This window comes from Acetobacter pasteurianus subsp. pasteurianus LMG 1262 = NBRC 106471 (assembly GCF_000285275.1).
Taxonomy (GTDB): Bacteria; Pseudomonadota; Alphaproteobacteria; order Acetobacterales; family Acetobacteraceae; genus Acetobacter; species Acetobacter pasteurianus.
Genome location: NZ_CADO01000020.1, coordinates 1 through 26,211, shown reverse-complemented (window position 1 = coordinate 26,211; position 26,211 = coordinate 1). Strand labels below are relative to the sequence as shown.

The 26,211-nt window shown below is 48.7% G+C and carries 28 protein-coding genes and 3 tRNA genes; 10 read left to right on the top strand and 21 right to left on the bottom strand.

The genetic code is table 11. From position 1 onward, the window contains the following. Positions 1-32 precede the first annotated feature (32 nt). The 9 genes from APA10_RS05820 to mnmE all read right to left on the bottom strand — a co-directional run bounded on the left by APA10_RS05820 (position 33) and on the right by mnmE (position 8,112). Positions 33-437: a DUF4186 domain-containing protein gene (locus APA10_RS05820; RefSeq protein WP_035365804.1), complete on the bottom strand. Its 405-nt coding sequence runs from the start codon at positions 435-437 to the stop codon at positions 33-35. Positions 438-487: 50 nt separating this feature from the next. Continuing rightward, a complete protein-coding gene (locus tag APA10_RS05815; RefSeq protein WP_014457626.1) occupies positions 488-1,039 on the bottom strand; it encodes a phosphate-starvation-inducible PsiE family protein in 552 nt (183 codons plus the stop codon). Between the two features lie 220 nt (positions 1,040-1,259). Beyond that, positions 1,260-1,958 (bottom strand): glutathione S-transferase, encoded by a 699-nt coding sequence (locus APA10_RS05810; protein ID WP_003629494.1) that lies wholly within the window; start codon positions 1,956-1,958, stop codon positions 1,260-1,262. 485 nt (positions 1,959-2,443) lie between these two features. Then, positions 2,444-2,519 (bottom strand) — tRNA-Lys (locus APA10_RS05800). 69 nt (positions 2,520-2,588) lie between these two features. Continuing rightward, positions 2,589-3,512: a ParB/RepB/Spo0J family partition protein gene (locus APA10_RS05795; RefSeq protein ID WP_003629492.1), complete on the bottom strand. Its 924-nt coding sequence runs from the start codon at positions 3,510-3,512 to the stop codon at positions 2,589-2,591. Continuing rightward, positions 3,509-4,306 (bottom strand): ParA family protein, encoded by a 798-nt coding sequence (locus APA10_RS05790; protein ID WP_003629491.1) that lies wholly within the window; start codon positions 4,304-4,306, stop codon positions 3,509-3,511. Before APA10_RS05790 ends, APA10_RS05795 begins: the two co-directional genes overlap by 4 nt. Continuing rightward, a complete protein-coding gene (gene rsmG / locus APA10_RS05785; RefSeq protein ID WP_003629490.1) occupies positions 4,299-4,895 on the bottom strand; it encodes a 16S rRNA (guanine(527)-N(7))-methyltransferase RsmG in 597 nt (198 codons plus the stop codon). The genes APA10_RS05790 and rsmG overlap by 8 nt, the downstream gene beginning before the upstream one ends. After that, a complete protein-coding gene (gene mnmG / locus APA10_RS05780) occupies positions 4,879-6,759 on the bottom strand; it encodes a tRNA uridine-5-carboxymethylaminomethyl(34) synthesis enzyme MnmG (RefSeq protein ID WP_035365802.1) in 1,881 nt (626 codons plus the stop codon). The genes rsmG and mnmG overlap by 17 nt, the downstream gene beginning before the upstream one ends. Before the next feature lie 21 nt (positions 6,760-6,780). Then, a complete protein-coding gene (gene mnmE / locus APA10_RS05775) occupies positions 6,781-8,112 on the bottom strand; it encodes a tRNA uridine-5-carboxymethylaminomethyl(34) synthesis GTPase MnmE (RefSeq protein WP_003629488.1) in 1,332 nt (443 codons plus the stop codon). Between the two features lie 162 nt (positions 8,113-8,274). Here mnmE and APA10_RS05770 point away from each other — a divergent pair, with 162 nt between their 5' ends. After that, on the top strand, positions 8,275-8,739 hold the full coding sequence (locus tag APA10_RS05770) for a methylated-DNA--[protein]-cysteine S-methyltransferase (protein WP_003629487.1): 465 nt from the start codon (positions 8,275-8,277) through the stop codon (positions 8,737-8,739). A 259-nt stretch (positions 8,740-8,998) separates the two neighbouring features. Here APA10_RS05770 and APA10_RS15100 read toward each other — a convergent pair whose 3' ends face one another. Next, complete coding sequence (locus APA10_RS15100; protein WP_035365800.1) at positions 8,999-9,328, bottom strand: hypothetical protein; 330 nt, start codon at positions 9,326-9,328, stop codon at positions 8,999-9,001. A 333-nt stretch (positions 9,329-9,661) separates the two neighbouring features. On the opposite strand from APA10_RS15100, the gene APA10_RS05755 reads away from it, so the two are divergent. Further along, the gene (locus APA10_RS05755) at positions 9,662-10,105 is read left to right on the top strand and encodes a hypothetical protein (protein ID WP_003623267.1); all 444 of its coding nucleotides are present in this window, start codon (positions 9,662-9,664) and stop codon (positions 10,103-10,105) included. Between the two features lie 122 nt (positions 10,106-10,227). On the opposite strand, the gene APA10_RS05750 is transcribed toward APA10_RS05755, so the two are convergent. From APA10_RS05750 to APA10_RS05740, 3 genes are all read right to left on the bottom strand, one after another. Next, positions 10,228-10,304: transfer RNA gene (locus tag APA10_RS05750), tRNA-Pro, on the bottom strand. A 78-nt stretch (positions 10,305-10,382) separates the two neighbouring features. Next, on the bottom strand, positions 10,383-10,967 hold the full coding sequence (locus tag APA10_RS05745) for an LOG family protein (protein ID WP_003629483.1): 585 nt from the start codon (positions 10,965-10,967) through the stop codon (positions 10,383-10,385). 48 nt (positions 10,968-11,015) lie between these two features. After that, positions 11,016-12,248 carry an MFS transporter gene (locus APA10_RS05740; protein ID WP_003629481.1) on the bottom strand — a complete coding sequence of 411 codons (1,233 nt, stop codon included), beginning with the start codon at positions 12,246-12,248 and terminating at the stop codon, positions 11,016-11,018. A 96-nt stretch (positions 12,249-12,344) separates the two neighbouring features. On the opposite strand from APA10_RS05740, the gene APA10_RS05735 reads away from it, so the two are divergent. Continuing rightward, on the top strand, positions 12,345-12,920 hold the full coding sequence (locus APA10_RS05735) for an NUDIX domain-containing protein (protein ID WP_003629479.1): 576 nt from the start codon (positions 12,345-12,347) through the stop codon (positions 12,918-12,920). 35 nt (positions 12,921-12,955) lie between these two features. Here APA10_RS05735 and hemJ read toward each other — a convergent pair whose 3' ends face one another. The 3 genes from hemJ to hemE are packed head-to-tail and all read right to left on the bottom strand — an operon-like array spanning position 12,956 to position 15,188. Continuing rightward, a complete protein-coding gene (gene hemJ, locus APA10_RS05730; protein WP_003629477.1) occupies positions 12,956-13,408 on the bottom strand; it encodes a protoporphyrinogen oxidase HemJ in 453 nt (150 codons plus the stop codon). Positions 13,409-13,410: 2 nt separating this feature from the next. Continuing rightward, positions 13,411-14,112: an HAD family hydrolase gene (locus tag APA10_RS05725; RefSeq protein WP_003629475.1), complete on the bottom strand. Its 702-nt coding sequence runs from the start codon at positions 14,110-14,112 to the stop codon at positions 13,411-13,413. Further along, positions 14,109-15,188 carry a uroporphyrinogen decarboxylase gene (gene hemE, locus APA10_RS05720; RefSeq protein ID WP_003629472.1) on the bottom strand — a complete coding sequence of 360 codons (1,080 nt, stop codon included), beginning with the start codon at positions 15,186-15,188 and terminating at the stop codon, positions 14,109-14,111. Before hemE ends, APA10_RS05725 begins: the two co-directional genes overlap by 4 nt. A gap of 369 nt (positions 15,189-15,557) precedes the next feature. Here hemE and APA10_RS05715 point away from each other — a divergent pair, with 369 nt between their 5' ends. Both APA10_RS05715 and APA10_RS05710 read left to right on the top strand, forming a co-directional pair. Next, the gene (locus tag APA10_RS05715) at positions 15,558-16,190 is read left to right on the top strand and encodes a Maf family protein (RefSeq protein WP_020944494.1); all 633 of its coding nucleotides are present in this window, start codon (positions 15,558-15,560) and stop codon (positions 16,188-16,190) included. A gap of 90 nt (positions 16,191-16,280) precedes the next feature. Beyond that, positions 16,281-16,356, top strand: a tRNA-Ala gene (locus tag APA10_RS05710). Positions 16,357-16,452: 96 nt separating this feature from the next. Here APA10_RS05710 and APA10_RS05705 read toward each other — a convergent pair. After that, positions 16,453-16,932 (bottom strand): YaiI/YqxD family protein, encoded by a 480-nt coding sequence (locus tag APA10_RS05705; RefSeq protein ID WP_003629471.1) that lies wholly within the window; start codon positions 16,930-16,932, stop codon positions 16,453-16,455. 239 nt (positions 16,933-17,171) lie between these two features. On the opposite strand from APA10_RS05705, the gene APA10_RS05700 reads away from it, so the two are divergent. Together APA10_RS05700 and APA10_RS05695 are read left to right on the top strand one after the other, a co-directional pair. Continuing rightward, entirely contained in the window at positions 17,172-17,699 is a 528-nt protein-coding gene (locus APA10_RS05700) for a Spy/CpxP family protein refolding chaperone (protein WP_003629469.1), read from the top strand. 136 nt (positions 17,700-17,835) lie between these two features. After that, on the top strand, positions 17,836-19,083 hold the full coding sequence (locus APA10_RS05695; protein WP_035365799.1) for a multidrug effflux MFS transporter: 1,248 nt from the start codon (positions 17,836-17,838) through the stop codon (positions 19,081-19,083). Between the two features lie 24 nt (positions 19,084-19,107). Here the strand turns inward: APA10_RS05695 and APA10_RS05690 are convergent, their stop codons facing one another. From APA10_RS05690 to APA10_RS05675, 4 genes are read right to left on the bottom strand one after another with little or no spacing between them, the layout of a single operon-like run. After that, the gene (locus tag APA10_RS05690) at positions 19,108-19,494 is read right to left on the bottom strand and encodes a hypothetical protein (RefSeq protein WP_003629465.1); all 387 of its coding nucleotides are present in this window, start codon (positions 19,492-19,494) and stop codon (positions 19,108-19,110) included. A gap of 30 nt (positions 19,495-19,524) precedes the next feature. Continuing rightward, positions 19,525-19,710: a Trm112 family protein gene (locus APA10_RS05685; protein WP_003623252.1), complete on the bottom strand. Its 186-nt coding sequence runs from the start codon at positions 19,708-19,710 to the stop codon at positions 19,525-19,527. A gap of 26 nt (positions 19,711-19,736) precedes the next feature. Then, positions 19,737-20,441 (bottom strand): LON peptidase substrate-binding domain-containing protein, encoded by a 705-nt coding sequence (locus APA10_RS05680; protein WP_003629463.1) that lies wholly within the window; start codon positions 20,439-20,441, stop codon positions 19,737-19,739. 14 nt (positions 20,442-20,455) lie between these two features. After that, positions 20,456-21,415, bottom strand: coding sequence for a tetratricopeptide repeat protein (locus tag APA10_RS05675; protein ID WP_003623248.1), 960 nt, complete (start codon positions 21,413-21,415; stop codon positions 20,456-20,458). Positions 21,416-21,653: 238 nt separating this feature from the next. Between APA10_RS05675 and uvrA the strand changes: the two genes are divergently transcribed. The 3 genes from uvrA to APA10_RS05660 all read left to right on the top strand — a co-directional run. Beyond that, entirely contained in the window at positions 21,654-24,518 is a 2,865-nt protein-coding gene (gene uvrA, locus APA10_RS05670; protein ID WP_003629461.1) for an excinuclease ABC subunit UvrA, read from the top strand. After that, positions 24,518-25,357 carry a creatininase family protein gene (locus tag APA10_RS05665; protein ID WP_003629459.1) on the top strand — a complete coding sequence of 280 codons (840 nt, stop codon included), beginning with the start codon at positions 24,518-24,520 and terminating at the stop codon, positions 25,355-25,357. The genes uvrA and APA10_RS05665 overlap by 1 nt, the downstream gene beginning before the upstream one ends. A gap of 107 nt (positions 25,358-25,464) precedes the next feature. Next, a partial coding sequence (locus APA10_RS05660; RefSeq protein WP_196218988.1) for a YncE family protein occupies positions 25,465-26,211 on the top strand: 747 nt, incomplete at its 3' end.

Here is a 26,211-nt window from a genome sequence, read left to right as displayed (position 1 = left end):
AGCCGTGCAGTTCGCCTCAATCATCATCCTGCTTAACTGACGACACGCTGTAGTTCACGCTCTAACCAACCAATAATAACAGCAAGCACATAAGCCTGCTGTGCTAAGGAAAGAGGCTGGTATTTTACAAAACCATGCCATTTTTCTAGGCAGGATCTGCAACACGTTCCTGTAGCATGTTGTGCCACAAAAACAGGATGTCCCTTCCACGGTGTTTGTTTGCCATCTTTTTTCGGATTGGCTGGAGCAAGACGCCGAGCAATAAAATCTCGCCCATGCTCCATAACAACGGGCAAACCTTTTTCTGTCAGATATGTCATATCCTGACAGTTTAAATGAAACCTACTCCGAAAAGATGATCTTGTAAGCCGTGCCCACAAGGTCTCTGACACCGGAGGAAGTGTTTGCTCCTGCGGGAAAAGATCACCCTGCTGCACTGTTATGATGTTCCTGAAAAGCAAAAGACAACATCATAATTATGTGGTTATCACTCATCTGTTTTTACAGGGGGAACAGGAGCCTGTGCAACAAGTTCACCCTTACCCGTTGCCACACGGATATCCTGTTCACGGATAAGCCAGTACACAACGCCCAAGGCCAAAACAGCCGCAGAAAATGCTAGCATTTCAGCTGGCCTCACTTCGTGCAGATCCAGAATAATAAATTTGCGAGAAACAGCCAAAAGCGCAATGAGCACAATTGTGCGCACTCGTACAACATCCCGACTATGCGACAAGCTGATCCGCAGCGAACTTTTGAACTCCAACGCAATAATCACCGTAAAAATATTACCAAACACCTCCTGAAAAGCAGGCATGTTTGAAGCATCTATTTGCGATGACATCACCAGATACCAAACTTCTTTGGTAAGGTGCCATGTTGCAATGGTTGTAATAACCATGATCAAGCCGGTAAGAACCAGCATAATCAGAAGTTCAAATCCTTCATAAAGATTCATCTCGAAAAAACTTTTCCGCAACCGCGTTGCTTCACGAGAAAAAGGATCTTGGGACATCTGATTATGGTCTGGACTGCTCATGTTTCTCTATACATTTGGTAAAAAAGGAACTGTAATTTTTAGCAGAATATTCTGAAAAAGTTTTGCTTAATTCGGCAAAATACATTCGTTCCATAATAAACTAGAGAGGCTTTCTGTCGCCCTGTAAACGGACGACCTTTCACTATAGGTCCTTCCTAATTACCCAATAAAGCAAGCTGAGTTTTGTCCATTTGAGCAGCAATCAAACAGATAATCGACGTTATGGTGCAGCCCTACCGCTTTCTGCTGTTGCATAGGCATACGTTCCGCCCCGGCGTAGGGCACGCTGATAGGCTGGACGATTATGAATACGGTGTAGAAACGCTTCCACCTGAGGTCTATTCTTGGTTGCTCTAGCGCGTTCAGCTGCTACTTCAAGTGGAAAGCTCATCTGAATATCCGCAGCGGTAAAGTCATTCCCGGCAAACCATTCATTCTCAGACAAACTGTGTTCCCAATAATCCATGTGCAGTTTTACCTGCGGATTGATGAGCTGTGTTTGCGCGCCTTTTGCAATTAAGAATGCAAAAGGCCTAATAGGCAAAGGAGCCTGCTTAGGCAGTATCCCAAATATCAGCTTGAGCAATAATGGCGGCATAGCAGAGCCTTCTGCATAATGGAGCCAGTATATGAAACGGACGTATTCGGGCGTGTCACATGCTGGTGCCAGTCGGCCATTACCGTATGTATTGATAATGTATTCGATGATCGCTCCGCTTTCTGCCAGCGTCACGTTTCCATTTGTATCCGTTATGATGGGAGCCTTGCCTAACGGGTGAATGGCTCGCAAAGTTTTTGGAGCCATCATGGTTTTGGGATCCCGTTTGTAGAACTGGATATCATAAGGAAGCTCCAGTTCTTCCAGCAACCACAGGATCCGTTGTGAACGGGAATTATCCAGATGATGCACGGTAATCATAAGGCATGGCCCTTCTTTCAACAGGTATAAAAACCCCGTCCGGCGCCTTTCCCGCCGCAACAGACAAGTTGTGGCGTATGAGCTCCATACGAAGCCTAGTTACCAGCTAAAAGAAATATTCACGGGCTTGGTTCCATATGTCCGTCAATCGCGATAGCTGGCTCTGCGCTGCCCCCCCAACCGCTGCCATATTGCCCTGCGCATTCACCAGCGCAGACAAGAACGCCCATCCTGCGCTTTTCCACTTCTGTAAAATGCTTGAAAGCTCGGCTAATATAACAGCGAAAAAATACGCAGATATGTAGAGAAGGACTGAAGAATGGTGGCAACTGACAGGGATTCTATCTGTAAAAAACAGAAGACAAAAGAATCTACCCAACCAGTAGAATCTGACCGTCCATTCCAAAATGCTATGAATCAACTTCAGAAGGCTGGACTTACTTGCCAGCCTAACATCTGAAAACCACCAAAATTTAGGAAAGGTTTGGTGGGCGCACAAGGGCTCGAACCTTGGACCCGCTGATTAAGAGTCAGCTGCTCTACCAACTGAGCTATGCGCCCTTACAGCATATAACTGCTGAAGTGAGGCAGTTATTACCACCTCTAAATCATTAAGACAAGCCTGAAAATTTACGTTTTTAACATAGCCAATACGGCATCGAGCTGATCCAGACTTTTATAATGGATTTGCAAAGAGCCTCCTTTGCGTCCATCAAAATGAACCTGAACCTTAAGCCCTAAGCGTGTTCCCAAATCTCGCTCTAGTGCAGAAATTTCGGGATCCTTCATAACTTTAGGTTCTTTGGGCTCAACTTTTGTATTTTTTGCCTGCTCAAGGGCTTTCTGAACTAAAGCCTCCGTTTGGCGGACAGATAACCCTTTAGAAATAACCTCTGCAGCTGCCTGGATAGGGTCTGGATGCGCCAGCAACGCACGTGCATGCCCAGCAGAAAGAGTTCCCTTTTTAAGCTCTTGCCTCACGACATCCGGCAAACGCAACAAACGCAGCGTATTGGCTACATGCGGGCGAGACTTGCCTATAGCTTTTGCCAGTTCATCCTGGGTTAAACTATATTCTTCCATCAACCGGCTAAAACCTTCAGCTTCTTCAACCGGGTTTAGGTCTGCACGCTGAAGGTTTTCAACCAGAGCAGCTGCCATGGCATCTGCTTCTGACAGGTTCCTTACATGCACTGGCACTTCATGGCACTGCGCCAACTGCGCAGCACGCCAGCGGCGTTCCCCCGCAATAATCTGGTAATGCCCGGCTTTATCTGGATCAGGCCGCACCAGAATAGGCTGAAGGATACCCCGCTCCCGAATGGATTCAGCAAGCTCCTGTAAAGCTTCTGGTTCCATATCCTGACGGGGCTGAAATGGGCTTGGCGCCAACACTTCAACGGGCAATGAACTAGCTGTAGGTGCAGTCTTGCTAGCAGATTTATTGGGAGAAGATGCAGGCTCATCTACAGGAGCAGCATCACCCAACAGAGCAGCCAATCCACGCCCAAGTTTGGGGCGTGCGGAGGATTTGCGCGATGACTGACCACTCATGATGCCGATGTCCTCTTCATGACTTCTGCTGCCAATGCCTGATAAGCGGTTGTTCCGCTTGCTCTGGAATCATACAACATAACAGGCTGACCGTGGCTCTGGGCTTCTGAAATACGGATATTACGCGGGATAACCGTTTCCAGAACATCTTTACCAAAGAAGCTTCGTGCATCCGCAGCCACAAGCTCAGACAAATTATTCCGCCTGTCATACATGGTCAGTACAATGCCGGCCATTTTCAGCTCTGGGTTCAGATTTTTCTGCACACGCCCGATAGTCTTCACCAGATGGCCCAAGCCTTCCAAGGCAAAGAACTCACACTGTAGTGGAGCCAGCACACCATCTGCGGCCACAAAAGAATTCAATGTCAGCAACCCCAAACTTGGGGGGCAATCTATAATCACAAAGTCTACAGTCTCACGCAAAGGCTCTAGTGCCGTGCGCAATCTGGTTTCACGGTGCTCCGCATCCACCAGCTCAATTTCAGCCCCTACTAGTTCTGTATTGGCGGCAATGACTGAAAGATTATCAATTTCGGTAGGCTGCAAAAGGTCATCTGCAGCTTTTTCATGCATGAGAAGCGCGTAAGAACCACCTTTGCGGGAATCATAATCGACCCCCAAACCCGTTGAAGCATTCCCCTGAGGGTCCATATCCAGAAGCACAACTTTAGCACCATCAGCCGCCAGAGATGCTGCCAGATTAATGGCCGTAGTGGTTTTACCTACGCCCCCTTTCTGGTTTGCAACAGCAAAAACGTGGCAGGCTTTCCCGCTTTTCTTAACCTTAGACACGATTAAAATTTCTCACTTCCAGAATCATACCATCAGAACTTGTCTGGCTTGGATATGTTCGAACATCCATTTTCCAGACCCGCTCCGCTTCTTGGATTTCCTGCACAGCCTGTTGCCCTTTAAGGAAAACAGCTTTCCCTTCCGGCTGTAACAGCGGGTGCGCCCACTCCAACAGTTTCACCAACGGGGCTAGAGCCCGCGCCGTTACTACAGGTGCGGGCTGAACTTTTACACTTTCAAGCCTGCATGGCAAAACTTCCAAATGCGTTTGGGTAAGCCGTGCAGCCTCACGCAAAAAAGCCGCCTTTCTTTGGTCCGATTCAATCAAAACCCCGGGTATGCCTGTTGCAATCCCCACCACAACGGCAGGAAAGCCTCCCCCGGAACCCATATCAATGAATCGGCTTTGGCCTTGTATCAAAGGAACAAGTTGAAGACTATCCAGAACATGTCGGCTCCAGACATTCTCAATATCCTTGGAAGAAACAAGATTGATACGAGGGTTCCACTTCTCCAGAAGGCTCACAAAGGCAGAAAGCTTTTCTTCTGTTTCACGTGAAACATGAACACCCTCAGGCCACTTGTGCATGGTGCTGCCCTTTTTTGAGATACGCCAGAACAGCCATAAGGGCAGAAGGTGTTATGCCTGGTATACGTTGTGCTGCACCAAAGCTTTCAGGCCGTGCCTGCTCTAGCCTTTCCTGCATTTCAGCGCTCAAGCCACCTATTTTCCTGAAGTCCATATTCTGAGGAAAACGGATTTCTGTTTCCGCCTCAAGCTGTTTGATCTCACGCTTTTGCCGAACCAGATAACCGCTATAGCGTGCCTCTGTTCTCACATAGCTACGCGCACGCTCAGAATACTCCTGCACCCAAGGCGCTAAAGTTTCTATGGTATCCTCATGCACCGCCTGCCCCATGACCTCCAGAAGGTTTCGGCGGCGGCCATCCTGAGCCACTTTAATACCAACCTGAGCAAGCGCCTGTGGGGGCCAACTTTCTGATTCTGCTTTTTGGGTCAGTTGGTCTATCTCTTGCATATCCCGCTCAAAGACAGCACGCCTTTCAGCACCTATGCAGCCCCACTCCAACCCTATCGGGGTTAAACGCACATCCGCATTATCGGCCCGCAATGTCAGACGATATTCAGCACGAGATGTAAACATACGATAAGGTTCGCTTACCCCTTGCGTTGTCAGATCATCAATCATAACGCCCAAATAAGCTTTTCCACGGTCTAGGCTGACAGCTTTCTGCCCACCTGCCCTTCTTGCCGCGTTTACACCCGCCAGAAGGCCTTGAGCCCCAGCCTCCTCATAACCGGTGGTGCCATTAATCTGACCAGCCAAGAATAAATTAGGGCACTTTTTAAGTTCTAAAGAAACCGTCAGTTCACGCGGGTCAACGTAATCATATTCTACAGCGTAGCCGTATTGCGCAATAACAGCCTTCTCCAAACCAGGAATAGAATGGATCATGGCATCCTGCACATCCGCCGGTAGGCTGGTAGAAATGCCATTAGGGTAAACTAGATCTCCCCCTTCGTGTTCAGGAAGCGCTTCAGGTTCCAGAAAAATCTGGTGCCCTGTTTTTTCCGAAAACCGCACAACCTTATCTTCAATAGAAGGACAATACCTTGGGCCTCGGCCCGAAATAGCTCCGCCATACACGGCTGAAAGATGCAAATGTTCTCTGATAATATCGTGGGTTTTTTGAACTGTTGCCGTTATACCACACACCATTTGCGGGTTTGTGATAGATTTCGTGAGTCGACTGAATGGTTCGGGGGATATATCCCCCCTATCAACAGCAAGTGATGCCCAATCAATCGTATCACGCTTGATGCGTGCAGGCGTTCCTGTTTTCAACCGCGCAATCCGCAGGCCTAGATTTTTTAACCGCGACGCCAATGCAACCGAGGGCTGTTCTCCGATCCGTCCTGCGGGTTGGCTTTTATGTCCAATATGAATAACTCCATCTAGGAACGTGCCTGTAGTTAACACAACAGCGCCAGCAGCCCATTGGCGCCCGTCTTCACAAGCAACGCCGGCAACACGATTTTGATCATCACAAATCAAATCCGTTACAGCACCTTCCTCAATATCAAGCCCTTCTTTGTTTGCCAGAATATCCTGCACAGCCTGACGATATAAAAGACGATCCGCCTGAGCCCTTGGCCCCTGCACCGCTGGCCCCTTAGACCGATTGAGTAATTTGAAATGAATACCAGCTCTATCTGCAGCACGCGCCATAACGCCATCCAGCGCATCAATTTCACGCACCAGATGCCCTTTTCCTATCCCGCCTATGGCAGGGTTACAGGACATAGCGCCAACAGTATTTTTATGGTGCGTCAACAAAAGCGTTTTGGCACCACAACGCGCAGCAGCAGCAGCAGCCTCGCACCCAGCGTGGCCGCCTCCCACCACAATAACATCGTAAGCCTTGTTCATTGCCTGCCCTTCCTGCACACCTTACTTTCCAATACAAAACTGGCCGAATATCGTATCCAGCAGATCTTCTACACCAACATGCCCCGTTAGCCGCCCCAATGCCCGCATAGCTAATCGCAACTCTTCGCCACGCAGTTCTGGCCAGTCTTGCTGCAATGCCGCCTGCAGGCATTGTACAGCCTCCTGCACACCGGCCTTATGCCGTGCACGCGTAAGAAGCGGCGCACCAGATGTAGAGGCTGCTGTGAGCTCCTCAACTTTCCTTTTCAGAAAAGCATACAATTCAGGTAGCCCATTTCCTGTTTTTAAACTGATAGCAAGAACAGGCTTACCCTGAATGGTTTTTGGAATTTCTCCAATATCAGCCTTATTGCCTATCAAAACAGCACCAGGAAACACATCATCTGGAAGTTCATTCGCCTGGAACATTTGTAACACACAGTCTGCCTGTTTCACGTGAAACAATGCGCGCCGCACACCTTCTGCCTCAATTTCATCATCCGTTTCGCGCAGGCCGGCCGTATCAACAAACGTCACCTTTATCCCCGCAAGAATGCAGGCAACCTCCAAGGCATCACGCGTTGTGCCTGCTTTGGAAGACACAATAGCTGTATCCCTACCCGTAAGCCAATTTAACAAGCTGCTTTTGCCTGCGTTTGGTGGGCCTGTAATAGCAAATACAACCCCTTGCCGTATCCGCTCACCATGCTCACCATCGGCAATATGCTGTTGCATTTCAGACTTCAGTTTTTGGATTTCCTGATTGATACCATCTTCCACTTCAGGCGGTAAATCTTCATCTGGGAAATCTATAAGGGCTTCCTGAAAAGCAAGAATCTTTTTGAGGCGCTCAGACCAACCTGAATACAAGTGGCTTAATGCACCATCAGCTTGCGCCAAGGCCAGCTTTCTTTGCCCATCAGTTTCAGCTGCAACCAGATCGGCAATGCCTTCGGCTTCAACCAGATCCATGCGTCCATTTACAAATGCACGCCGTGTGAATTCACCTGGTTCTGCCGGCCGTGCGCCCGCATTCACCAACGCTTCGGAAACAGCACGAATAATAGCAGGCCCTGCATGCAGATGCAGTTCAAAACCATCTTCACCTGTATAACTTCGCGGGCCGGGAAACCAGAGAACCAGTGCCTCATCCAGCAAATCATCTTGAACAGAAGCATTGGTCCAGATTTTACGAAGAACAGCCTTGCGCGCATCTGGCACCTTGCCACAAACCCGCAAAAGGATGTCTCGGCTGCCTGCTCCGCTTACACGCAAAACGGCAATTGCCGCACGCTCGATTCCTGTTGAAAGCGCAAAGATTGTATCTTCAGCCTGATACCCCAACGCGGCCATCCTTCCCGTTATCGTATGCCTGTTTCTTCCTGCTGCTTCTAATGCAGTTTTTCATGCAAACGTAGGGTTAAAAAATGATAGCCTCCCCCTTGCCCTTGTGATGAAGCACACTCCGGTTACACAACACCAAAAGATTTTGAACAAAAGTAAGGTTATCTTTGCATGCCCCAACTTTCGCTGCACTCCCCTTTAGGGCCAATCACTTTATCTGAGGAAGACGGAAAAATTATCTCTTTGGATTGGGGATGGGGCCGAGATCAAACCGAAACGCCCCTGCTCTGCCAAGCGCGTGAATGGTTGGATAATTGGTTTGATGACCCTCAGGCCGTAGGTGCTTTTCCGTTTCCGCTAGATCCTTATGGAACAGCTTATCAGAAAAAAATTTGGACAGCATTGCAGGAAATCCCTGTAGGCGAAACAATCACATACGGAGAACTCGCCAAAAAAATTGGTGGCAGCCCTCAGTCTGTTGGGCAGGCTGTCGGGAGAAACCCAATTCCCATCCTTATTCCCTGCCATCGCGTCGTGGGAACTTCCAACCTTGGAGGGTATTCTGGCGATGGTGGTGTGGATGATAAAGCTTGGCTTCTCCGCTTAGAGGGCGCCACATTTCCACACCACGCCTAAACTATTCTGATACGGATTCTCGCGTTACAAGGCCAACCTTCTGTTGCTTATTTTGTGTCACAACTTTCTGTGCGGGTATTAAAAAATTTCCCGGCACTACATCTGACAACAGAAGATGAATCCGTATCATTCCCATAACTTGTGGGCGGCGGATAAGAAGGTGCGCTGCCTCCCTGTTGGGCGCCATTATAATAATAAGATGGAGGCGCATAAATACTCTGCTGTGGTGCCGAATTATATTCGGATGCAGCGGCACTTCCTATCGCCAGACCAAGCACCGAACCGAACATAAATGGTGCTCCCCAGCCCCAGCCGCCACCCCAGTAAGGGTAGCCCCACGGTCCACCATAACCCCACCCATAATATGGGTAACCCCATCCCCATGGGCCTCCGCCCCAGCCGCCATACCAACCGCCGCCCCACGGACGCGGCCCCCAGCCACCACCACGCCATGGGCCGCCACCCCATCCTCCGGGGCCTCCGCGTGGGCCGCCAAATCCCCCATGAGGGAAGCCTCCTCCAGAACCACCGAAACCACCGCCTGGGCCACCATGAGCAAAGCCACCACCGCCTGGCCCAGGGTGAGCATGTGCTGAAAATACAGGAACGCTAAGCCCGCATACCAAAAGGGCCGCCAGCCCTATTTTTTTGGATATTGCAGTCCACATAACATCGGTGCCCTTTGCACTTAACTTTGGATACTGCTTACACGGTATAATACCGTAATATGTCTTTCTTCTAACTATTACATGGGCATTAAAAGACAGTTTGCCACTGCTTTTTTGCCCGATCAGGTAGGATAAAAGATCAGATTCATGTTGCGTTTTTTGCATTCCTGATATACATTTTAATCATTGGAGGAAGCGGAGAAGACTCATCTTCAGCTTTGCCCCCTAACACCCCAAATTAGGAGGCCGGACTCATGGCATGGAAAAAAGCAACTTTTGTTTCCCTGTGGCTTGCTGCCCTTAGCCTGGCCATCTGCTCCACTTTTATTTTTATTGCATGTGGGCTTAAGTTTTCCATTTTTCATTCTGGTCTCACAGTAAACCAGGCTGATTTTGTAGATAACACGCCCTTTTCTGTATATCTGTGGCAGATGTTGCCTGAGACAGCACGTTGGAATGATTATGTGTTTTCTGGCCCAGGCTTGATTGGTCTAGCAGCTTTTTTGACTAGCATTGGTTTAGGCTCTTATGCCGCCATTAAGCTGGAAGAAATCAACCACGCGGCTCTTGCTGCTAAAAAGACAGAAATGCACCGCTGGGATTCTCTGCTTATTGGGCCTTCTCTGGAAGACACACTGCAGAACTTTCAGCATACAAATGCACCAGATGTACAGTCTTATGCTGTTAAAAGTGCCTGATAACACAATATAATTTACAAGAAATGCTTCTGTTTGGAATCCTATTCTGAGCAGAAGCTTTTTTTTATGCAATACGCATATCATGCGCATTATGCTGCATAATAACATTTTAAGGGAAAGTCTGGTCGGAGTGAGAAGATTCGAACTTCCGGCCCCTGCGTCCCGAACACAGTGCTCTACCAGGCTGAGCTACACTCCGATTACACGCTGCCTATACAGTGCTCTGGCCCAAGAGGCAAGAGTAGAAATGATCCTTCCCACCCTTGCCCGTCTGATTTTACATTACATCCATGCCCAGTGCTTCGGCAGGCTCCGTAACACGGGTGCATTCCAAAGCCGCAGCAGCATTCGGCACAACACTCAGCAGAGATCTTGCATCTACTGAGGCAAAACCCTGTTTCACAGCCTCATCAAGCATGGCTACAACCTTATCTCCCCACCCATCTACGTTAATAATTACGATAGGCTTATCGTGGCGCTTAAGCTGCTTCCATGTCAGAATTTCCAAGAGTTCCTCAAACGTTCCGAAGCCACCAGGCAAAACCCAGAAGGCATCTGAGCGTGAAAACATGATCTGCTTACGGGTATGCATAGAATCCGTAACAATCAGTTCTGAAACTTCTTCATTCATCTTTTCACGGGTTTTCAGAAATTCAGGAATAACACCCGTAACACTACCACCTGCCTGAATAACAGCATGGGCCACAACGCCCATCAGGCCATTTGCACCACCACCATATACCAGCCGGATTCCTGCCTGAGCCAACTCTTTTCCCGTTTCCTGGGCTGCCTGCTGATAAACGGGCTTTGCCCCCATACGAGAACCACAGAATACGGCGACTGCACGCACATCAATTGTCATTCTTTATGTTCCTCCCAATCGGTTTCTAAAGTTTTAAGTATCTGTTTCTTACGGTGAAATGGATAATCCATTTTCCTTACGATAAACCAAAGCACATATTCCAACACCCATAAGGCTCATAAGTGCTGTTGTTAAAAACAATCCCTGATAGCCCCAAAGCGGAATAATAAACCCTAAAACGGGTCCAGATAGGCCAAGAGCTATATCAAGAAAAACAGAAAATGCACCTACTGCAATCCCTTTATTTTCTGGCTTTGTGCGGGCTACAGCCCCTACCCCCAAAGCTGGAAACAAAAGTGAAAAACCGGCACCCGTTAGCGCTGCCCCAATATTTGCCCAAATGGGTGAATGCCCCATAGCCAATACACATAAGCCCAAACTTTCTACGAGTAAGGAAACCAATGCAACAATTGTGCCGCCACGCTTTGTTATTTGAGTGGTAAAACCAAAACGTGTCAAAACAAAAACACACCCAAAAATAGATAATGCCGTTGCAGCCCCATTCCAGTTCTGATCAGCAAAATACAATGTGAGCAAAGACGAAATAGCACCAAACCCGATAGAACCCGCAGCCAAAGCCATGCCATACGGCGCAACCTGACCGAAAACTGTCATAAAGGAATGGCGCTTACCTGTAGCAGGAGAAAGTGGTTTAACGGCTACCTGCCGCCACGCCCATGGCACCCCTAAAAGCAGCATAAGCATACAGCACAGGCCTATGCCCCCAAAACCACCTAATGCAGCATGAGACTGGTAAATCATCATGGCAATAGGTGCTCCTAGCGCAATACCACCATAAGAGCACACACCATTCCAGGATATAACGCGGGCAGTTCCGGCGGCTCCTACCCTCTGGATGTTCCAGACGATCACACCAGTAGCCACCCAGCTTTCAGACACACCTAAAAAAATGCGGCCCAGCAGAACAACTAACAAAGCTCCTACAGGCCATGCTGCTACAGAAGGCGCAAGCATAATCAGCAAACCTGAAAGCGCACCCAGACAAAGCCCTGCAATAACAACTTTTTTAGGCCCACGCGTATCAATCCGACGCCCTGCTCCAATACGGGATACAAATGTGGCCAAATACTGAACAGAAACAGCAAACCCTGCGAGTGCAGAGCTAAATCCTAACTGTTCTTTTACAAACAATGGCACAACGGCCATTTGCAAACCGATTTCTATATAACAAAGCAAAGTAAAAACCACGATGGCAAAGATAGACCACAGTGTTTTTCCTGCTGCATCTGATGCTACTTCAATATCATTATCTCCGTTCATTACATTCCTTCATGGTAATGGTGTGACATAATCAGAATCCTTCCCAATTTGCTCGCATATGCTAGGCTAATGCAAAGCAAAACTTAGGAATCCAGCATGAATATGTCTTCACCTGATGATGAAGGTTACATCACCGTTTCCACCCGCATTGCTTATGAAAATCCATGGACCCGTGTGCGGGAAGATATTATCCGCCTACCAAATGGTAAGGATGGGCTCTACGGTATTGTAGAAAGAGGCGAATTTGTTGTTATCCTGCCTTTAGGTACCTCTGCGGATGGCCACCCAACTGTCACTCTGGTTAATCAATACCGTTATCCCATTAAAAAACGACTGTGGGAATTGCCAATGGGTATGTGGGAAGCACGACCAGATGCCAAAATGGAAGACGTTGCCGCAGGTGAACTACAGGAAGAAACAGGCTTACGTGCTCAAACACTGCAACATGCAGGCATTGTTTATCAGGGAGCTGGATATTCTACGCAAAAAGGGCATGTATATTTGGCAACCGGATTAACCCAAGGTGCACGCCAGTTGGAAGATACAGAACAAGGCATGACGTGCCATACTTTCCCTCTTTCGGAAGTAGAAGACATGATACGTCGAAATGAAATAACTTGTATGGTCAGCCTGGCTGCATTTGGTCTTTTACGCATTAAAAACATGATTTAGAAATAAAAAAGTCCCTGATATGCAGGGACTTTTTTTCAAAATGGCCTTACAACAACCATAATAACAATAATCATCATCAAGATGGTCGGCACTTCATTGGCAATCCGATAAAACTTTTCTGAATGGCCGTTATGGTCAGCCGCAAAATCTTTACACCAACGTGAACAGCATCCATGAAAAGCAAACATACAGAATACAGCAGTAAGTTTTGTATGCCACCACCCAGCATGCCAATCTACGCCCCCTGGTGTAAGCACAAGAAGCACGCCAAAAAATAGGCTGGCACACATAGCTGGTGTCATGATTGCTTTAAGAAGCCGGCGTTCCATAATTTTGAAACGCTGACTTTCCTGAGATCCAACCGCAACCTGGCAATGGTAAACAAATAACCGTGGCAGATAAAATAACCCTGCCATCCATGCCATAACAGACATGATGTGAAACGCTATCAGCCAACGCAACCACGGCAAAAGGGCATCTATAACCATTATCAGCGCCCTTGCAGTTGCAAAGCTTTTTGAACCAATGGTGAAAATTGTGAAAGACTGTTAATTCTTAAAATGTTTTCCCATTCAGGAATGGGTTTTTCATCTGCCCTTAGCATAACGCAAGTCATGCCAGCATTAACGGCTGCACGTGCGCCTGTGTCACTGTCTTCAAGCACCAGACATTCTGAAGGAGAAACGCCTTCTTCTTCTGCAGCTTTTAAATACACATCGGGCTTAGGCTTTGGGATTCCCATATCCCGTGCAGAATGAATACGGTTTTCAAAAAAGTGTTCAAGATTGGTAATAGAAAACTTTGCATCCATTTCTTCTTGAGATGAGTTGGATGCAACCCTTACAGGAACACCAAGTTTTCGAATATCGTTGAGCATATCATAAACACCTTCAATAGGCTCAACACCACTTTTCATGGCAGACACAAAGCGTTTTTGCATCATGCTAGCCCAGTCTTTTCCTAACTGGGCACCCGTTTCCTTTTCAATCATGTGTTGTATTCCCGGCAATGCCATGCCGGAAAATACTTTTACTGCTTGATCGTCTGGCACATGCATACCGACGCGCCGGGCTTCTTCCGCACTGATGCGACAACATGTTTCTTCGCTATCCACCAGGACACCATCGCAATCAAAAATAATCAATTTGAGATGCCCTTGAGGGGAAAGAACCAATGGTTGTTCTGCCATCATGCAGTTTCCCTTATCGTGCTAACCAATTCTGCAACATGTTCAACAGGCGTTTGCGGTAAAACACCATGACCTAAATTGAAAACATGCGCACGCCCTCGACCAGCTTCACGAATAGCCAAAGCCTCACGCTTCATGGCCTCTCCGCCGGCCAAGACTGCAACCGGATCGAGATTGCCTTGAATACCGATATGTTCGGGCACCATGGAACGCACAATTTTTATATCTGCGCCCGTATCCAGCGCTACAACATCTACACCCGTTTCCCGTGCGTATTCAGCAACCAATACACCACTTAAACGCGGAAACCCGATAATAGGTGTAGAAGGATGGCGGGCTTTAATGGTCTGAACAATTTGACGAGATGGCGCAATAACGTGTTTGCGAAATTCTGATGGAGATAACAGGCCAGCCCATGAATCAAACAGCATGACGGCTTCCGCACCAGCTTCAATCTGTTTGCAAAGATATTCGGCTGTTGTTTGGGTCAATAAATCCATTAACCGATCAAACAAAACCGGTTCTGCGTAAGCCATCTGTCGGGTAACGGCAAACTCGCGAGAGCCATGCCCTTCAACCATGTAACAGGCAACTGTAAAGGGTGCCCCCGTAAAACCCAGCAGAGTGGTTGCCCCAGGCTGGGCAACACCAATTTTATCTGGGCCATTCAATTCTTTACGCAAGCGTGTCAGCGTTTCCAAAACAGGCGCTGTCACTTCGGCAATACGTGCAGGATCCAACTTGGCCAGATCCTGTTCAGAGCGAATGGCCCCCAATACAGGACCTTTGCCTTCTACAAACTCCAGGGATTGTCCCATTGCCCAAGGCAAAATCAAAATATCGGAAAATAGAATAGCGCCGTCCATTCCAAAGCGTTTGATCGGCTGCAATGTCAATTCTGTTGCAATATCCGGCGTCATGCAACGTGTCAGAAAGTCGGCCTTGGCACGCATGGCCCGGAATTCTGGCAGAAAACGACCAGCCTGGCGCATCAGCCACATTGGAGGCGGCCACAGGGCTTCACCATTGAGTGTTCTTAAAAGCCGTTTGGCGGAGGGAATATGTTGGTCTGTCATCATGCTTCGATGTCCTGCCACGTCTTTGTTCACGCTGTCCACGCCCCTCTTCCTATAAAAAAAGAAAGAAATAGGTTTGTAGTTGTTTAAAAGTACTGTGAATGGTGGGGTACCCGGTATTCCAAAAATGTACCCCAGCTTTCCCACACTGTGTACAGATTTTAGGGTATTGGAAAACAAGGACTTTTTAAAGTTATCCAGAAAGTACCCGTACGGGGCTGTGTACAACTCACCGGTTTATCGTTTTAGAGGGTTGTGCCCGGTACTCGGTACGTCGCAGTTATGAGTTCCGTACAATCCACATGTACCCCGGTACTCAGGTGAGTACTCACAGGCCATTTTTTTACGAGTACCTGAACGGGACTCGAATTGATGCAGGATTTAGTACTAATGCCGACTCCATTACAGAACAGAGATTCGAAACTGCTTTTGGCGAGTGGTTCTTTTTCTAGGCGCAAAATGCTTGAGGAGGTGGGACTGGATTTTGAAGTCCGGGTTGGAGATGTAAACGAAGACATCCTCAAAGCAGCTGGTAAACGTGAAGGCTGGAAGCCGGAAGCCGTGGCGCTTGGTTTGGCAGAGGCCAAGGCGCTTTCTATCCAGCAGCCAGATGCTTTTATTATTGGCGCTGACCAGATGCTGTCCTGCGATTCCATATGGTATGATAAACCCAAGGATCTGGCGCAGGCCCGTGAGCAGCTTTTGGCGTTAAGGGGAAATACCCATATCCTGCACACAGCGGTTGTGCTGTGCCGGAATGGTCAGGTGGTATGGCAGCATGTTGACCAGCCCCGTTTGACCATGCGTTTGTTTTCAGAACCTTTTCTGGATGCCTATCTGCAAACAGAAGGCCCTGCATGTCTGGCTTCTGTGGGCGCATACAGGCTGGAAGGACCGGGCCTGCAGCTTTTTGCGCATATCGAAGGGGATGCTTTTTCCATTCAGGGGTTACCTCTCTTGCCGCTTCTTGAAGCGTTGAGAGAGATGAAGGTGATTTTTTACTGAAAATAGGGGCTTGCCTGTTAAGGGCAGACCATGTAAGAGGCTGGGCACACACCGCATCTAAGTAGGTGCTGCTGTGTGCAAGAACAGTGTGGGGCCATAGCTCAGTTGGGAGAGCGCCTGAATGGCATTCAGGAGGTCGTCGGTTCGATTCCGATTGGCTCCACCAGTTCTCACAAAAATATCCAATAAAATAAATTAATAATCGTCTGCCATAAGGCAGTTTGGATTATGGATATTCTTGCTCAAACGCTATTTAAGGTGTTCATTCTCTTGGGAATGTCAGTGGGCGTAGGCGGGGCTTTTGTGCCTTAATAACCAGCGTATCAAGAGCGGAGAGAAAGCGGGAGCGATCTGCTTTTCCAAATGTACTTCCGCCCGGCGTCATTAGCCCAGCAGAACGTAAATCGGTCATCAGATTCCGTACTGCCAACGCCATGCCAACGCCATCGCCATCCAGAATCCGCCCTTTGGGCTCAAGAACATATGCCCCTTTTTCAACACACCGTGCAGCTAGCGGAATATCTGCCGTAATCACGATGTCTCCGTCCGATACGCGTTCAGCAATCCAATCATCTGCTACGTCTGGTCCAGCCTCCACCACGACCCGCTCAATGAGAGGTGATTGTGGCACCAGAAGCATACTGTTTGAAACAATGAAAACGTGCAGATTGTAACGGCTGGCGACACGATACACCTCGTTTTTTACGGGGCATGCGTCAGAATCAACAAAAATACGGGTCATGCAGTCAATTTGCCGCAGGATGGCTGTGATCGCAAACGACGGCTTTTATTGTTGGTGCTATTCTTCCTCTCTGTAAGGCGCACATAGGTTTGACGCTTAATTTTTACCCATAAGCAAAAGCAGGACATTTTTCTTTTAAAGTTATGCCTTTTTTCAGACACAAGCCTTTGTCATTAGTCAGAAAGCAGACAAGGTGTTTATGCACTTTGTTACGGTAAAGATTTTATAAGGCGAATCTGATGAAAAAAGTTTTGATGGCCACAGCGCTGACGCTGGGAATGATGACATCAGCAGTTTCTTTTGCACATGCTCAGGAAGCAACTCCGGGTGTTGGCGCCCCTCCGCCGGGTGGCCCGGGCTGTGGTCCGATGCATCATCACGGTATGGGTGGCCCGATCCTGAAGTTGGATGGCGTTAAGCTGACCTCCGCCCAGAAGAAAAAGCTGAAAGCTATTTTTGACGCAAACAAGCCTTCAGACCCGAAAGCGGACATGGAACAGATTCACAGCCTGCACCAGCAGGAACGTGAAGTGCTGACAACACCGGGTCCGGTTGATCAGGCTAAGCTGCAGCAGATCGAACAGCAGATCAGCACCATGCAGACCGAACGCGCAACGCAGCGCCTGCAGGTTGAAACGCAGGTTCATGATATCCTGACCAAGAAACAGCTGAAGCAGATTGCTGATCGCCCCGAACCCCAGATGCCGCCAATGTGCGGAAATGGTGCTCCTCCGGCTCCGCCGCCGGCAGCAACCGAAAGCAAGTAAGCTTCTACAAAAAAGCTGCCAGACAATCTGGCAGCTTTTTTTATATCTAAAGCATTGATGCGTTGTGTTTGCATTCATAGACAAATGATGCAGATCAAGAGAAAGAACAGATCGTTCTTTTTCGGTGCCTGATATCATGACAACATCTTCCGCTCCCCCTGCCCTTTTTAAAAATGGGCTGCCGCTACGGCTTATTCTGCTTTTGGGGCTTGTTACGGCAATTGGCCCGCTTGCTACAGATATGTACCTGCCGGCTTTTCCTGATGTTGAGCGGGATTTGGGTGGTGGCGCAGGCTCTGCTCAGTTTACATTGGGAGCATGGTTTTTAGGGCTGGCTTTTGGCCAATTCTCTCAAGGCCCACTGTCAGACAGGTTTGGGCGCAAGGTTCCTCTGGTTATAGGGCTTGCCGTCTTTGCTGTGGCATCTGCCATGTGCGCTGTGGTGCGGGACTATCACCTGTTCTGTATCATGCGGTTTATTGGTGCTTTTGGTGGGTCTGCCAGCGCAGTTATTCCGCGTGCCATTGTAAGAGATGTGGCGACTGGCAAAAAAGGTGCGCATATTATGGCGCAGCTTACACTGGTGTTTGGTGTCATGCCTGTGTTGGCTCCCAGCATGGGGAGCCTCGTGCTGGAATTTGGGAACTGGCGGTGGATATTCTGGAGTGGCACTCTATATGCCGTTCTGGGCATGATTGGCATTATATGTATGCTGCCGGATACGCTCTCTCCCGCATATCGGATGCGATTGGCACCCTTTGAAATTTTTACGCGGTATCGCACTATCCTGCGAGAGCCCGTTTTTCTTTCCAATGCGCTTATCACAACATTTTCCACTTTTGTGATGTTCGCCTATTTGGGAAGTGCGCCTGTGCTGTTTGAACAGGTGCTTCATTTTTCTCCTACTGCTTTTGGCATGTTTTTTGGTGTGAATGCCGCCGCCTTTATTTTGGGAACACAAATTAACGGCAGGCTTGTGCATAAATTTGCCATGCCAGCTTTGCTGCAGGCGGCCATTCTCTGGGCCTTGATTATGGGCGGAATTTTTGTGGTGGTAGCGTGTTCGGGTTTGGCGGGCCTTGCCCATCCGTGGCTGACATGTGGGCTAATTACATGCATTACTGGCGCATTGGGGTTTATCGGGCCCAACGGCACCGTTATGGCATTTTCACGTCACGCACATCAGGCGGGCAGTGCTTCTGCCTTGCTGGGTACAATGCAATTTAGCCTTGGCTCTCTAAGCAGCGTTCTTGTGGGTGTTTTGCCCGGAGGGGGCGCCATTCCAACGGCTATTGGTATGATGACCGGTGTGATCGGCATGGTGTGTGCCAATATCCTGCGCCGTAGGCATACAGACCAAGCGGAGCATGAACATGAGGGCTAATAAGCGCGGCAAGAACCTCCGGCATTAATGGCCCGAAGATCTGTCTGCCGGTTTGCCGTAAATTGCTTGGGTTTGTGGGGTAACGGTATGCCCGTCTTCTGTTTCCATTGACCCCGCAGCGCCAGAGCCTGCATCGGGCAGTGTTTCGTAACGTTCTTCGGGTTTGGGCGGCTGAGTTTGTTCTGGCTTGCCCTCACGCGCGGCTTGGGCTTCGCGCAGGCTTTCTTCCTGTTCTGCCGCCTTGGCTTCTGCCGGAGCAGCTTCGGGCAAAAAGCGCCCTGGCCGCTCAGGGGGCACATCAATGTTGTCCCCTTCAATAGGCCCGTGACATGCCACCAGCAGTGGAGAGACCAACAGAAGGTTTCCGATCAGGGTGCCTGTTTTTTTCGCCAGAAGCATGGACGGGTTCATTGTAAAGGAGAAAGAGAGAAAGCTGTGTGATCAGCTTTCCAGGCGGCGTGCTTCATCTGGCAGCATGATGGGAATGCCATCTCGGATAGGAAAGGCAAGACCAGCCTTTTTGCTGATCAGTTCATTGGTTTCTGCATTGTAAGTCAGAGGCCCTTTGGTGACAGGGCACACAAGCACCGAAAGAAGCCGGGAATCAAGCGGAGGTGTGTCAGACATCAGTTCTCTGTTCCTCAGTAAAAGGTTCAGGAAGGCGGGCCTTCCTGTTCCGGACCAGACAGGTCTAGCAGTGTTTGCAGCACCCGCACACGGTCAGTTAGATCTTCGGCATCAAGCAATGCCTGTTTTTCTGCCGGAGGGAAAGGACAGATCATGGGCAATGTGACCAGCAGGATATCATCATCCATCTGTTCCAGCAGAGACCAACGGGCCTGTAGCCCTTTTTTCTGGAAGTAACGCCGCATGGAGCCGAGAAGCTTTTCCCGGTCAAACGGAGCTGACGGAATTTCGTTCAGATCCCCCGCAAAGGTGGAAACATCTATCCGGGCCTGCCGATACCCGCGTGTTTCTTCTGTTTCACGCAGGAGCCGAAAACGCGTAAGACCAGCAAGCGTAATGGCATAAGTTCCATCGGCGCGTTCAGTAAAAGAAACAATCCGGCCAAGGCACCCTATGGGGTACAATGGCGGAGCACTGTTGGCTTCATCTTCATCTTCCCGCCAACGTGGCTGAATCATGCCTATCAGGCGCTGCGTTGCCAGTGCGTCTTCCACCAATGCGATATAGCGCGGTTCAAACACGTTAAGCGGCAGTCTTCCGCGAGGCAGAAGAACCACGCCGCTTAACGGAAACAAGCCAATTTCCGGAGGGATATCGGCTAAAGTGACATCCCCCAGCTTGGGAACACGCCGGGGAATGTCATCTTCATCTTGAAAAAATACGGCAGCCAAAAAGTTTTACATCCTCATGAAAACAGCATGGAAGACAGACGGCGGCGCGCAATTGCAGTTGCGGGCTCTTCATTTCCCCATGCTTCAAAAAAACGTAGCAGCTGCTGTTTGGCTGCGCCGTCTTTCCAGTTCCGGTCTACCTTGATGATATGCAGCAGCTCGTTTGCAGCATCTTCCCGCTTTCCGGCGGCATTCAGGGCTGTTGCCAGTTCGCAGCGTGCTTCAAAATCTTCCGGGTTGGCAGCAAGGCGAGCACGAATGCTTTCCATTTCTTCCGCTGCCTTGCGCCCTTCCTTTTTCAGGTCCAGCGCAGCACGTGCGCCAGCCACTTCCGGGCTATCGGTAATTTTGGCAGGTACGTCTGCCAGAGCGGCAACGGCGGCATCTTCATCATCCAGTGCCAACATGGCGCGGATAAGACCTGCCCATGCACGTGGGTTTTCTGGCTCTTCCCCAATAACGGAGGAATATAGCTCTGCCGCACGCGCTGGCATTTCAGTTTCCAGCGCCACATCTGCTTCACGCAGTTGTTCTGTTGCGGGCAGAATGCCACCACCGCTGCTTTTTAGAATGTTTTCGACAAACTTCTTGATTTCGCTTTCCGGCAAAGCACCCTGGAACAGATCCAGAATCTGCCCTTTCCAGAAGGCAGCAACCAGAGGAATGGACTGTAACGGCAAGCCAACCTGTGCAAGCTGCCCTGCCAGAGCACGGTTTGCTTCGATATCGATTTTAACCAAGCGCACTTTGCCGCGTGCTGCCGTCACCACCTTTTCCAGCACAGGGGCAAGTTGCTTGCAGGGGCCGCACCAGTCTGCCCAGAAATCAACAAGAACAGGAACAGAACGGCTTGCTTCAATCACATCCTGCATGAATGTGGCCTGAGATCCGTCTGTAATGACGGGTGCCGTGTTCTGAGGTGCTATGGTGCCGTTTTGTGTATCAGACTGCGGCTGACCGAGAAGGTGTTCCATATGTTCCTGTATCCTTAATCCAATGCTGCGGTCAGTATGGATAATATCCTTCTGGCCGACTTTTATCTGTTTATATGTTCTAGATGGTCAATCAGAGCATGATGCGCAATGGCAATTAGGGCATGGCTTGCCCATATCAGATTAAAGACAATGGCTGCCGTCGCCTTATCACGCATTGCATGAAGGTGGCCTTAGGCGGCATACTAGGACAAAACAGGAACGGCGGCAGATTTCTTACATGAAAAAATCAGATTTTTCCGGTCAGCAAAGCATCCGGGTGCGTGGCGCGCGAGTTCATAATCTTAAAAACGTGGATATTGATATTCCGCGGGATAAGCTGACAGTCATGACAGGGCTTTCCGGGTCCGGCAAATCTTCTTTGGCGTTTGATACAATCTACGCTGAAGGGCAACGCCGCTATGTGGAAAGCCTTTCCGCCTATGCACGCCAGTTTCTGGAGTTGATGGGCAAGCCGGATGTAGATTCCATAGAGGGTCTTTCTCCAGCTATTTCTATTGAGCAAAAAACAACATCCAAAAACCCGCGTTCTACCGTTGGGACTGTTACGGAAATTTACGATTACATGCGGCTGCTATGGGCACGGGCGGGTGTTCCATATTCTTCCGCTACCGGGTTGCCGATTGAAGCGCAAACAGTCACCCAGATGGTTGATCGTATTATGGCGTTGCCGGAGGGCACGCGCCTAATGCTTCTTTCCCCTGTTATTCGTGACAGAAAGGGAGAATACCGGAAGGAACTGGCTGAGCTTCAGCGTAAAGGTTTTACACGTGTAAAAGTGGATGGAACACTTTATGAAATTGATGATGTTCCAAGCCTAAACAGAAAGTTACGCCATACTGTAGAAGTTGTGGTGGATCGTGTTGTGGTGAAGGAAGGGCTTGAAACACGCCTTGCTGATAGCCTTGAAACAGCATTGGAACTTTCTGATGGCATTGTGTATGCGGAAGAGGTTTCTAAAGATGAAAGCAAGGAAAACGAAAAACTTGTTTTCTCATCACATTTTTCCTGCCCTGTAAGTGGGTTTACACTGGAAGAAATTGAGCCCCGACTGTTTTCCTTCAACGCACCACAAGGGGCCTGTCCGGCGTGTGATGGCATTGGTGTAGAAACCTACTTCAACCCGCATCTTATTGTTTCAGATGAAGGTCTTAGTCTTGCAAAAGGTGCTATAGCACCATGGAAAGATGCAAAATCTCCATTACTGGAGCAGACGCTTGAAAGTTTGGCACAGTATTTTTCTGTAAGCATGGACACACCATGGAAAGATCTTCCAGAAAATGTGCAAAACGGTATTCTCTACGGCATTCCAGAAAATGTAGATTTTACCTATAAAGATGGCAGGAAAAGCTACGTTGTTTCCAAACCATTTGAAGGTGTGATTAAAAGTCTGGAAAAACGCCTCCGTACCACAGAAAGCATGTGGGTTAGAGAAGAGCTTTCCAAATATCAGTCTGAAAAAGCGTGTCATGTGTGTGAAGGTGCACGGTTGCGGCCAGAGGCTCTTTCTGTGCGCGTGGCAGGGAAAAATATTGCGCAAGCCACGGATTTACCAATAGGGCAAGCTTTGGACTGGTTTGATACAGTTCTGCCAACGCTTACGCCACAAAGGGCCGAAATTGCACGCCGTATTCTACGTGAGATTCTGGAACGTTTGAAGTTTCTTGATGATGTGGGGTTGGAATATCTGACACTTTCAAGAAGTTCAGCAACACTTTCTGGGGGGGAAAGTCAGCGTATTCGTCTTGCCAGCCAGATTGGTTCCGGGCTGACAGGTGTTTTGTATGTTCTGGATGAACCTTCTATTGGCCTCCATCAGCGTGATAATGAACGTCTGCTTGGCACATTACAGCGTTTGAAAAACCTTGGAAATACGCTGATTGTTGTTGAACATGATGAAGATGCTATCAGAAGTGCAGACTGGTTGGTAGATATGGGGCCGGGTGCTGGTGTAAATGGGGGCACTGTTGTTGCCCAAGGTACGCCAGCGCAGGTTGCCAAATCTCCCGATAGTTTGACGGGGGCTTATCTTTCTGGCCGCAAAAAGATCGATGTTCCTGCTGAACGACGGAAGATAAATAAAAAGAAAATTCTAACAGTTGAAGGTGCTACAGGGCACAATCTGAAAAATGTAACGGCTCGTTTCCCGCTTGGTACGTTCACTTGTGTAACGGGTGTATCTGGTAGCGGAAAGTCTACTCTGGTTATTGATACGCTTTATAAAGCACTTTCTCGCCAGTTGATGGGGGCAGGCACATCGCCAGAACCGTATAAGCGTATCAAGGGGATGGAGCTGTTAGACAAGATTATTGATATTGACCAATCCCCTATCGGACGCACCCCGCGTTCTAACCCTGCAACCTATACAGATCTCTTTACGCCCATAAGAGACTGGTTTGCGGAACTGCCTGAAAGTAAAGCAAGAGGTTACAAACCCGGTCGCTTTTCCTTCAATGTTAAGGGTGGGCGTTGTGAAGCATGTCAGGGTGATGGTGTTATCAAAATTGAAATGCACTTTTTGCCAGATGTGTTTGTAACGTGTGATGCCTGTAAAGGGCAGCGCTATAATCGTGAAACATTGGATATCAAGTTCCGTGGCAAGTCCATTGCAGATGTACTGGCCATGAGTGTGGATGAAGCCCTACCCTATTTCTCGGCTCAGTCTCGTATTCGCGATAGGTTGGCCATTCTACAAAAAGTTGGTCTGGGATACGTTGCTTTGGGCCAGCAGGCGACGACTCTTTCTGGTGGTGAAGCGCAGCGCGTTAAACTTTCCAAGGAACTGGCACGTAGGGCAACGGGGCGTACCCTGTATATTCTGGATGAACCAACAACCGGCCTGCATACAGAGGATGTAAGAAAGCTTCTGGAAGTTTTGCATGCCCTTGTTGATCAGGGAAACACAGTTGTTGTGATTGAGCATAACCTTGAAGTTATTAAAACGGCGGATTGGATTATAGATGTTGGCCCCGAGGGTGGTGATGGCGGTGGGCAGATTGTTGCCGAAGGTACGCCAGAAGATATTGCGGCATGTCCGGAAAGTTACACAGGCCGGTTTCTTGCCCCGCTGTTAGTGAAGAAATAATGAAAAAGCAGTTTTTAGCTTTAGCTGGTGTTGGGTTTTCTGCTCTGTTTGCAAACGGAGCAGAAACTTATAGCGCAGTGGCAGAAACATCGTGTTCTGCCCTTCCCTCTTCTGTGCTCTTTGAAAAACAGACATGGACAGAAATCCAGTCTGATATTTCCTGCGGAATAACGACTCTTATTATTCCTGTTGGTGGAACAGAGCAGAGTGGTCCCTACATAGCTGTTGGCAAACATAACACGCGTGTTATGGAAATAGCGCAAAGAATAGCCGAAAAATCCGGAAAAACCCTTGTGGCACCAGTTGTTGCATATGTTCCTGAAGGCAGTACATCACCCCGTACTTCGCATATGAAGTTTCCGGGAACTATTACTGTTCCGACAGATGTTTTTGAAAAACTAATAGCATCTGCGGCAAAAAGTTTTCAGGTTCAGGGCTTCCGTCTGATCGTTTTTATTGGCGATCATGGCGGGTATCAGAAATCTTTGGATAAAGTTGCCACGCAACTTAATAAGGAATGGGCCGGCACACAGGCGCAGGCTCTTTATGTAAAGCAATATTATAGCGTTATACCACATCAGTATGTTCAATGGCTCAGTCAGCATGGATATGCAAAAGATGTAGGTATGCACGCAGATATAAGTGACACATCGTTAATGCTGGCTATTGATCCAACAATGGTAAGGCTGGATGCATTACAAAAATCAGGCACTCCATCAAGCGCACAAGGAATTTATGGAGGGGATCCGCGTAAAGCATCGGCAAATTTGGGGCAAGTAGGTATCAATATGCAGATAACTGCAGCAGTTTCTGCCATTAACGATGCACGAAATAAATAAGTGTAAGTTATTTTACAGAATAGAACATAGGTTCTCTACTTAAAAAAGATTAGAATAGACCTTATTAAGGCACCATGATAAATCGAACCTGATATAATAGATAAATCATGGTGCCAGAGATAATGAGGTATAGTGTAATGGCTTCCAAAGCCTATTTGATAGCGGCAACGGCTTTAGCTGCGGTGATGAGCGCTGGAACAGCGGCATTTGCCCAAGATGCTACGCAACCAGCCCCATCGGCGCAACAGCCAGTAGCAGAGGTTCCTGCACCTGCAACGGCACCAGTTTCTACGCCTGTTCCTCAAAACACAGCAACTTCAGCTACAAAAATTGAAACAATTCCGGGTATGCCCCCCGTTATTGATCCGAGTAACCTTTATAGTGAAACACGGGCGGGTAATATTGCACCGGAAGTAGCGCAGGATCCGGCACGGGTTTATGTGCCAAACCTGCGCTCCAATGATGTTTCGGTTATTGATCCGGCCACATCAAAAGTCGTGGATCGTTTTCCTGTTGGTAAAAGCCCGCAACACGTTGTTCCTTCGTGGGATTTGCGGACATTATGGGTCACTAACAATGCCGAAGGCACTACAAATGGCAGCCTGACGCCCATAGATCCCCGTACAGCCAAGCCCGGCCCTGCTGTGCAGGTGGATGATCCTTACAACATGTATTTTACGCCAGATGGCAAATCAGCCATTGTAGTGGCAGAAGCCCGTAAGCGGTTGGATTTTCGTGATCCGCATACAATGGCTTTGCAGGAATCTGTTGAAGTTCCGCAATGTAAGGGTGTGAACCATGCGGATTTCTTCTGTGGTTACCGTCCGTTATGCAAGAGTTTTCTGACCCATATT

Excerpts from the sequence above, each read along its gene's own strand:
- APA10_RS05740 (WP_003629481.1), bottom strand. The coding sequence starts at position 12,248 with ATGAACGGAGATAATGATATTGAAGTAGCATCAGATGCAGCAGGAAAA.
- APA10_RS05735 (WP_003629479.1), top strand. The coding sequence starts at position 12,345 with ATGAATATGTCTTCACCTGATGATGAAGGTTACATCACCGTTTCCACC.
- uvrA (WP_003629461.1), top strand. The coding sequence starts at position 21,654 with ATGAAAAAATCAGATTTTTCCGGTCAGCAAAGCATCCGGGTGCGTGGC.
- APA10_RS05695 (WP_035365799.1), top strand. The coding sequence starts at position 17,836 with ATGACAACATCTTCCGCTCCCCCTGCCCTTTTTAAAAATGGGCTGCCG.
- APA10_RS05685 (WP_003623252.1), bottom strand. The coding sequence starts at position 19,710 with ATGTCTGACACACCTCCGCTTGATTCCCGGCTTCTTTCGGTGCTTGTG.
- hemJ (WP_003629477.1), bottom strand. The coding sequence starts at position 13,408 with ATGGTTATAGATGCCCTTTTGCCGTGGTTGCGTTGGCTGATAGCGTTT.
- APA10_RS05795 (WP_003629492.1), bottom strand. The coding sequence starts at position 3,512 with ATGAGTGGTCAGTCATCGCGCAAATCCTCCGCACGCCCCAAACTTGGG.
- mnmG (WP_035365802.1), bottom strand. The coding sequence starts at position 6,759 with ATGAACAAGGCTTACGATGTTATTGTGGTGGGAGGCGGCCACGCTGGG.
- rsmG (WP_003629490.1), bottom strand. The coding sequence starts at position 4,895 with ATGCACAAGTGGCCTGAGGGTGTTCATGTTTCACGTGAAACAGAAGAA.
- APA10_RS05725 (WP_003629475.1), bottom strand. The coding sequence starts at position 14,112 with ATGATGGCAGAACAACCATTGGTTCTTTCCCCTCAAGGGCATCTCAAA.
- APA10_RS05745 (WP_003629483.1), bottom strand. The coding sequence starts at position 10,967 with ATGACAATTGATGTGCGTGCAGTCGCCGTATTCTGTGGTTCTCGTATG.
- mnmE (WP_003629488.1), bottom strand. The coding sequence starts at position 8,112 with ATGGCCGCGTTGGGGTATCAGGCTGAAGATACAATCTTTGCGCTTTCA.
- APA10_RS05665 (WP_003629459.1), top strand. The coding sequence starts at position 24,518 with ATGAAAAAGCAGTTTTTAGCTTTAGCTGGTGTTGGGTTTTCTGCTCTG.
- APA10_RS05770 (WP_003629487.1), top strand. The coding sequence starts at position 8,275 with ATGCCCCAACTTTCGCTGCACTCCCCTTTAGGGCCAATCACTTTATCT.
- APA10_RS05700 (WP_003629469.1), top strand. The coding sequence starts at position 17,172 with ATGAAAAAAGTTTTGATGGCCACAGCGCTGACGCTGGGAATGATGACA.
- APA10_RS15100 (WP_035365800.1), bottom strand. The coding sequence starts at position 9,328 with ATGCTCACCCTGGGCCAGGCGGTGGTGGCTTTGCTCATGGTGGCCCAG.
- APA10_RS05715 (WP_020944494.1), top strand. The coding sequence starts at position 15,558 with ATGCAGGATTTAGTACTAATGCCGACTCCATTACAGAACAGAGATTCG.
- APA10_RS05675 (WP_003623248.1), bottom strand. The coding sequence starts at position 21,415 with ATGGAACACCTTCTCGGTCAGCCGCAGTCTGATACACAAAACGGCACC.
- APA10_RS05810 (WP_003629494.1), bottom strand. The coding sequence starts at position 1,958 with ATGATTACCGTGCATCATCTGGATAATTCCCGTTCACAACGGATCCTG.
- APA10_RS05705 (WP_003629471.1), bottom strand. The coding sequence starts at position 16,932 with ATGACCCGTATTTTTGTTGATTCTGACGCATGCCCCGTAAAAAACGAG.
- APA10_RS05690 (WP_003629465.1), bottom strand. The coding sequence starts at position 19,494 with ATGAACCCGTCCATGCTTCTGGCGAAAAAAACAGGCACCCTGATCGGA.
- APA10_RS05815 (WP_014457626.1), bottom strand. The coding sequence starts at position 1,039 with ATGAGCAGTCCAGACCATAATCAGATGTCCCAAGATCCTTTTTCTCGT.
- hemE (WP_003629472.1), bottom strand. The coding sequence starts at position 15,188 with ATGATGACAGACCAACATATTCCCTCCGCCAAACGGCTTTTAAGAACA.
- APA10_RS05755 (WP_003623267.1), top strand. The coding sequence starts at position 9,662 with ATGGCATGGAAAAAAGCAACTTTTGTTTCCCTGTGGCTTGCTGCCCTT.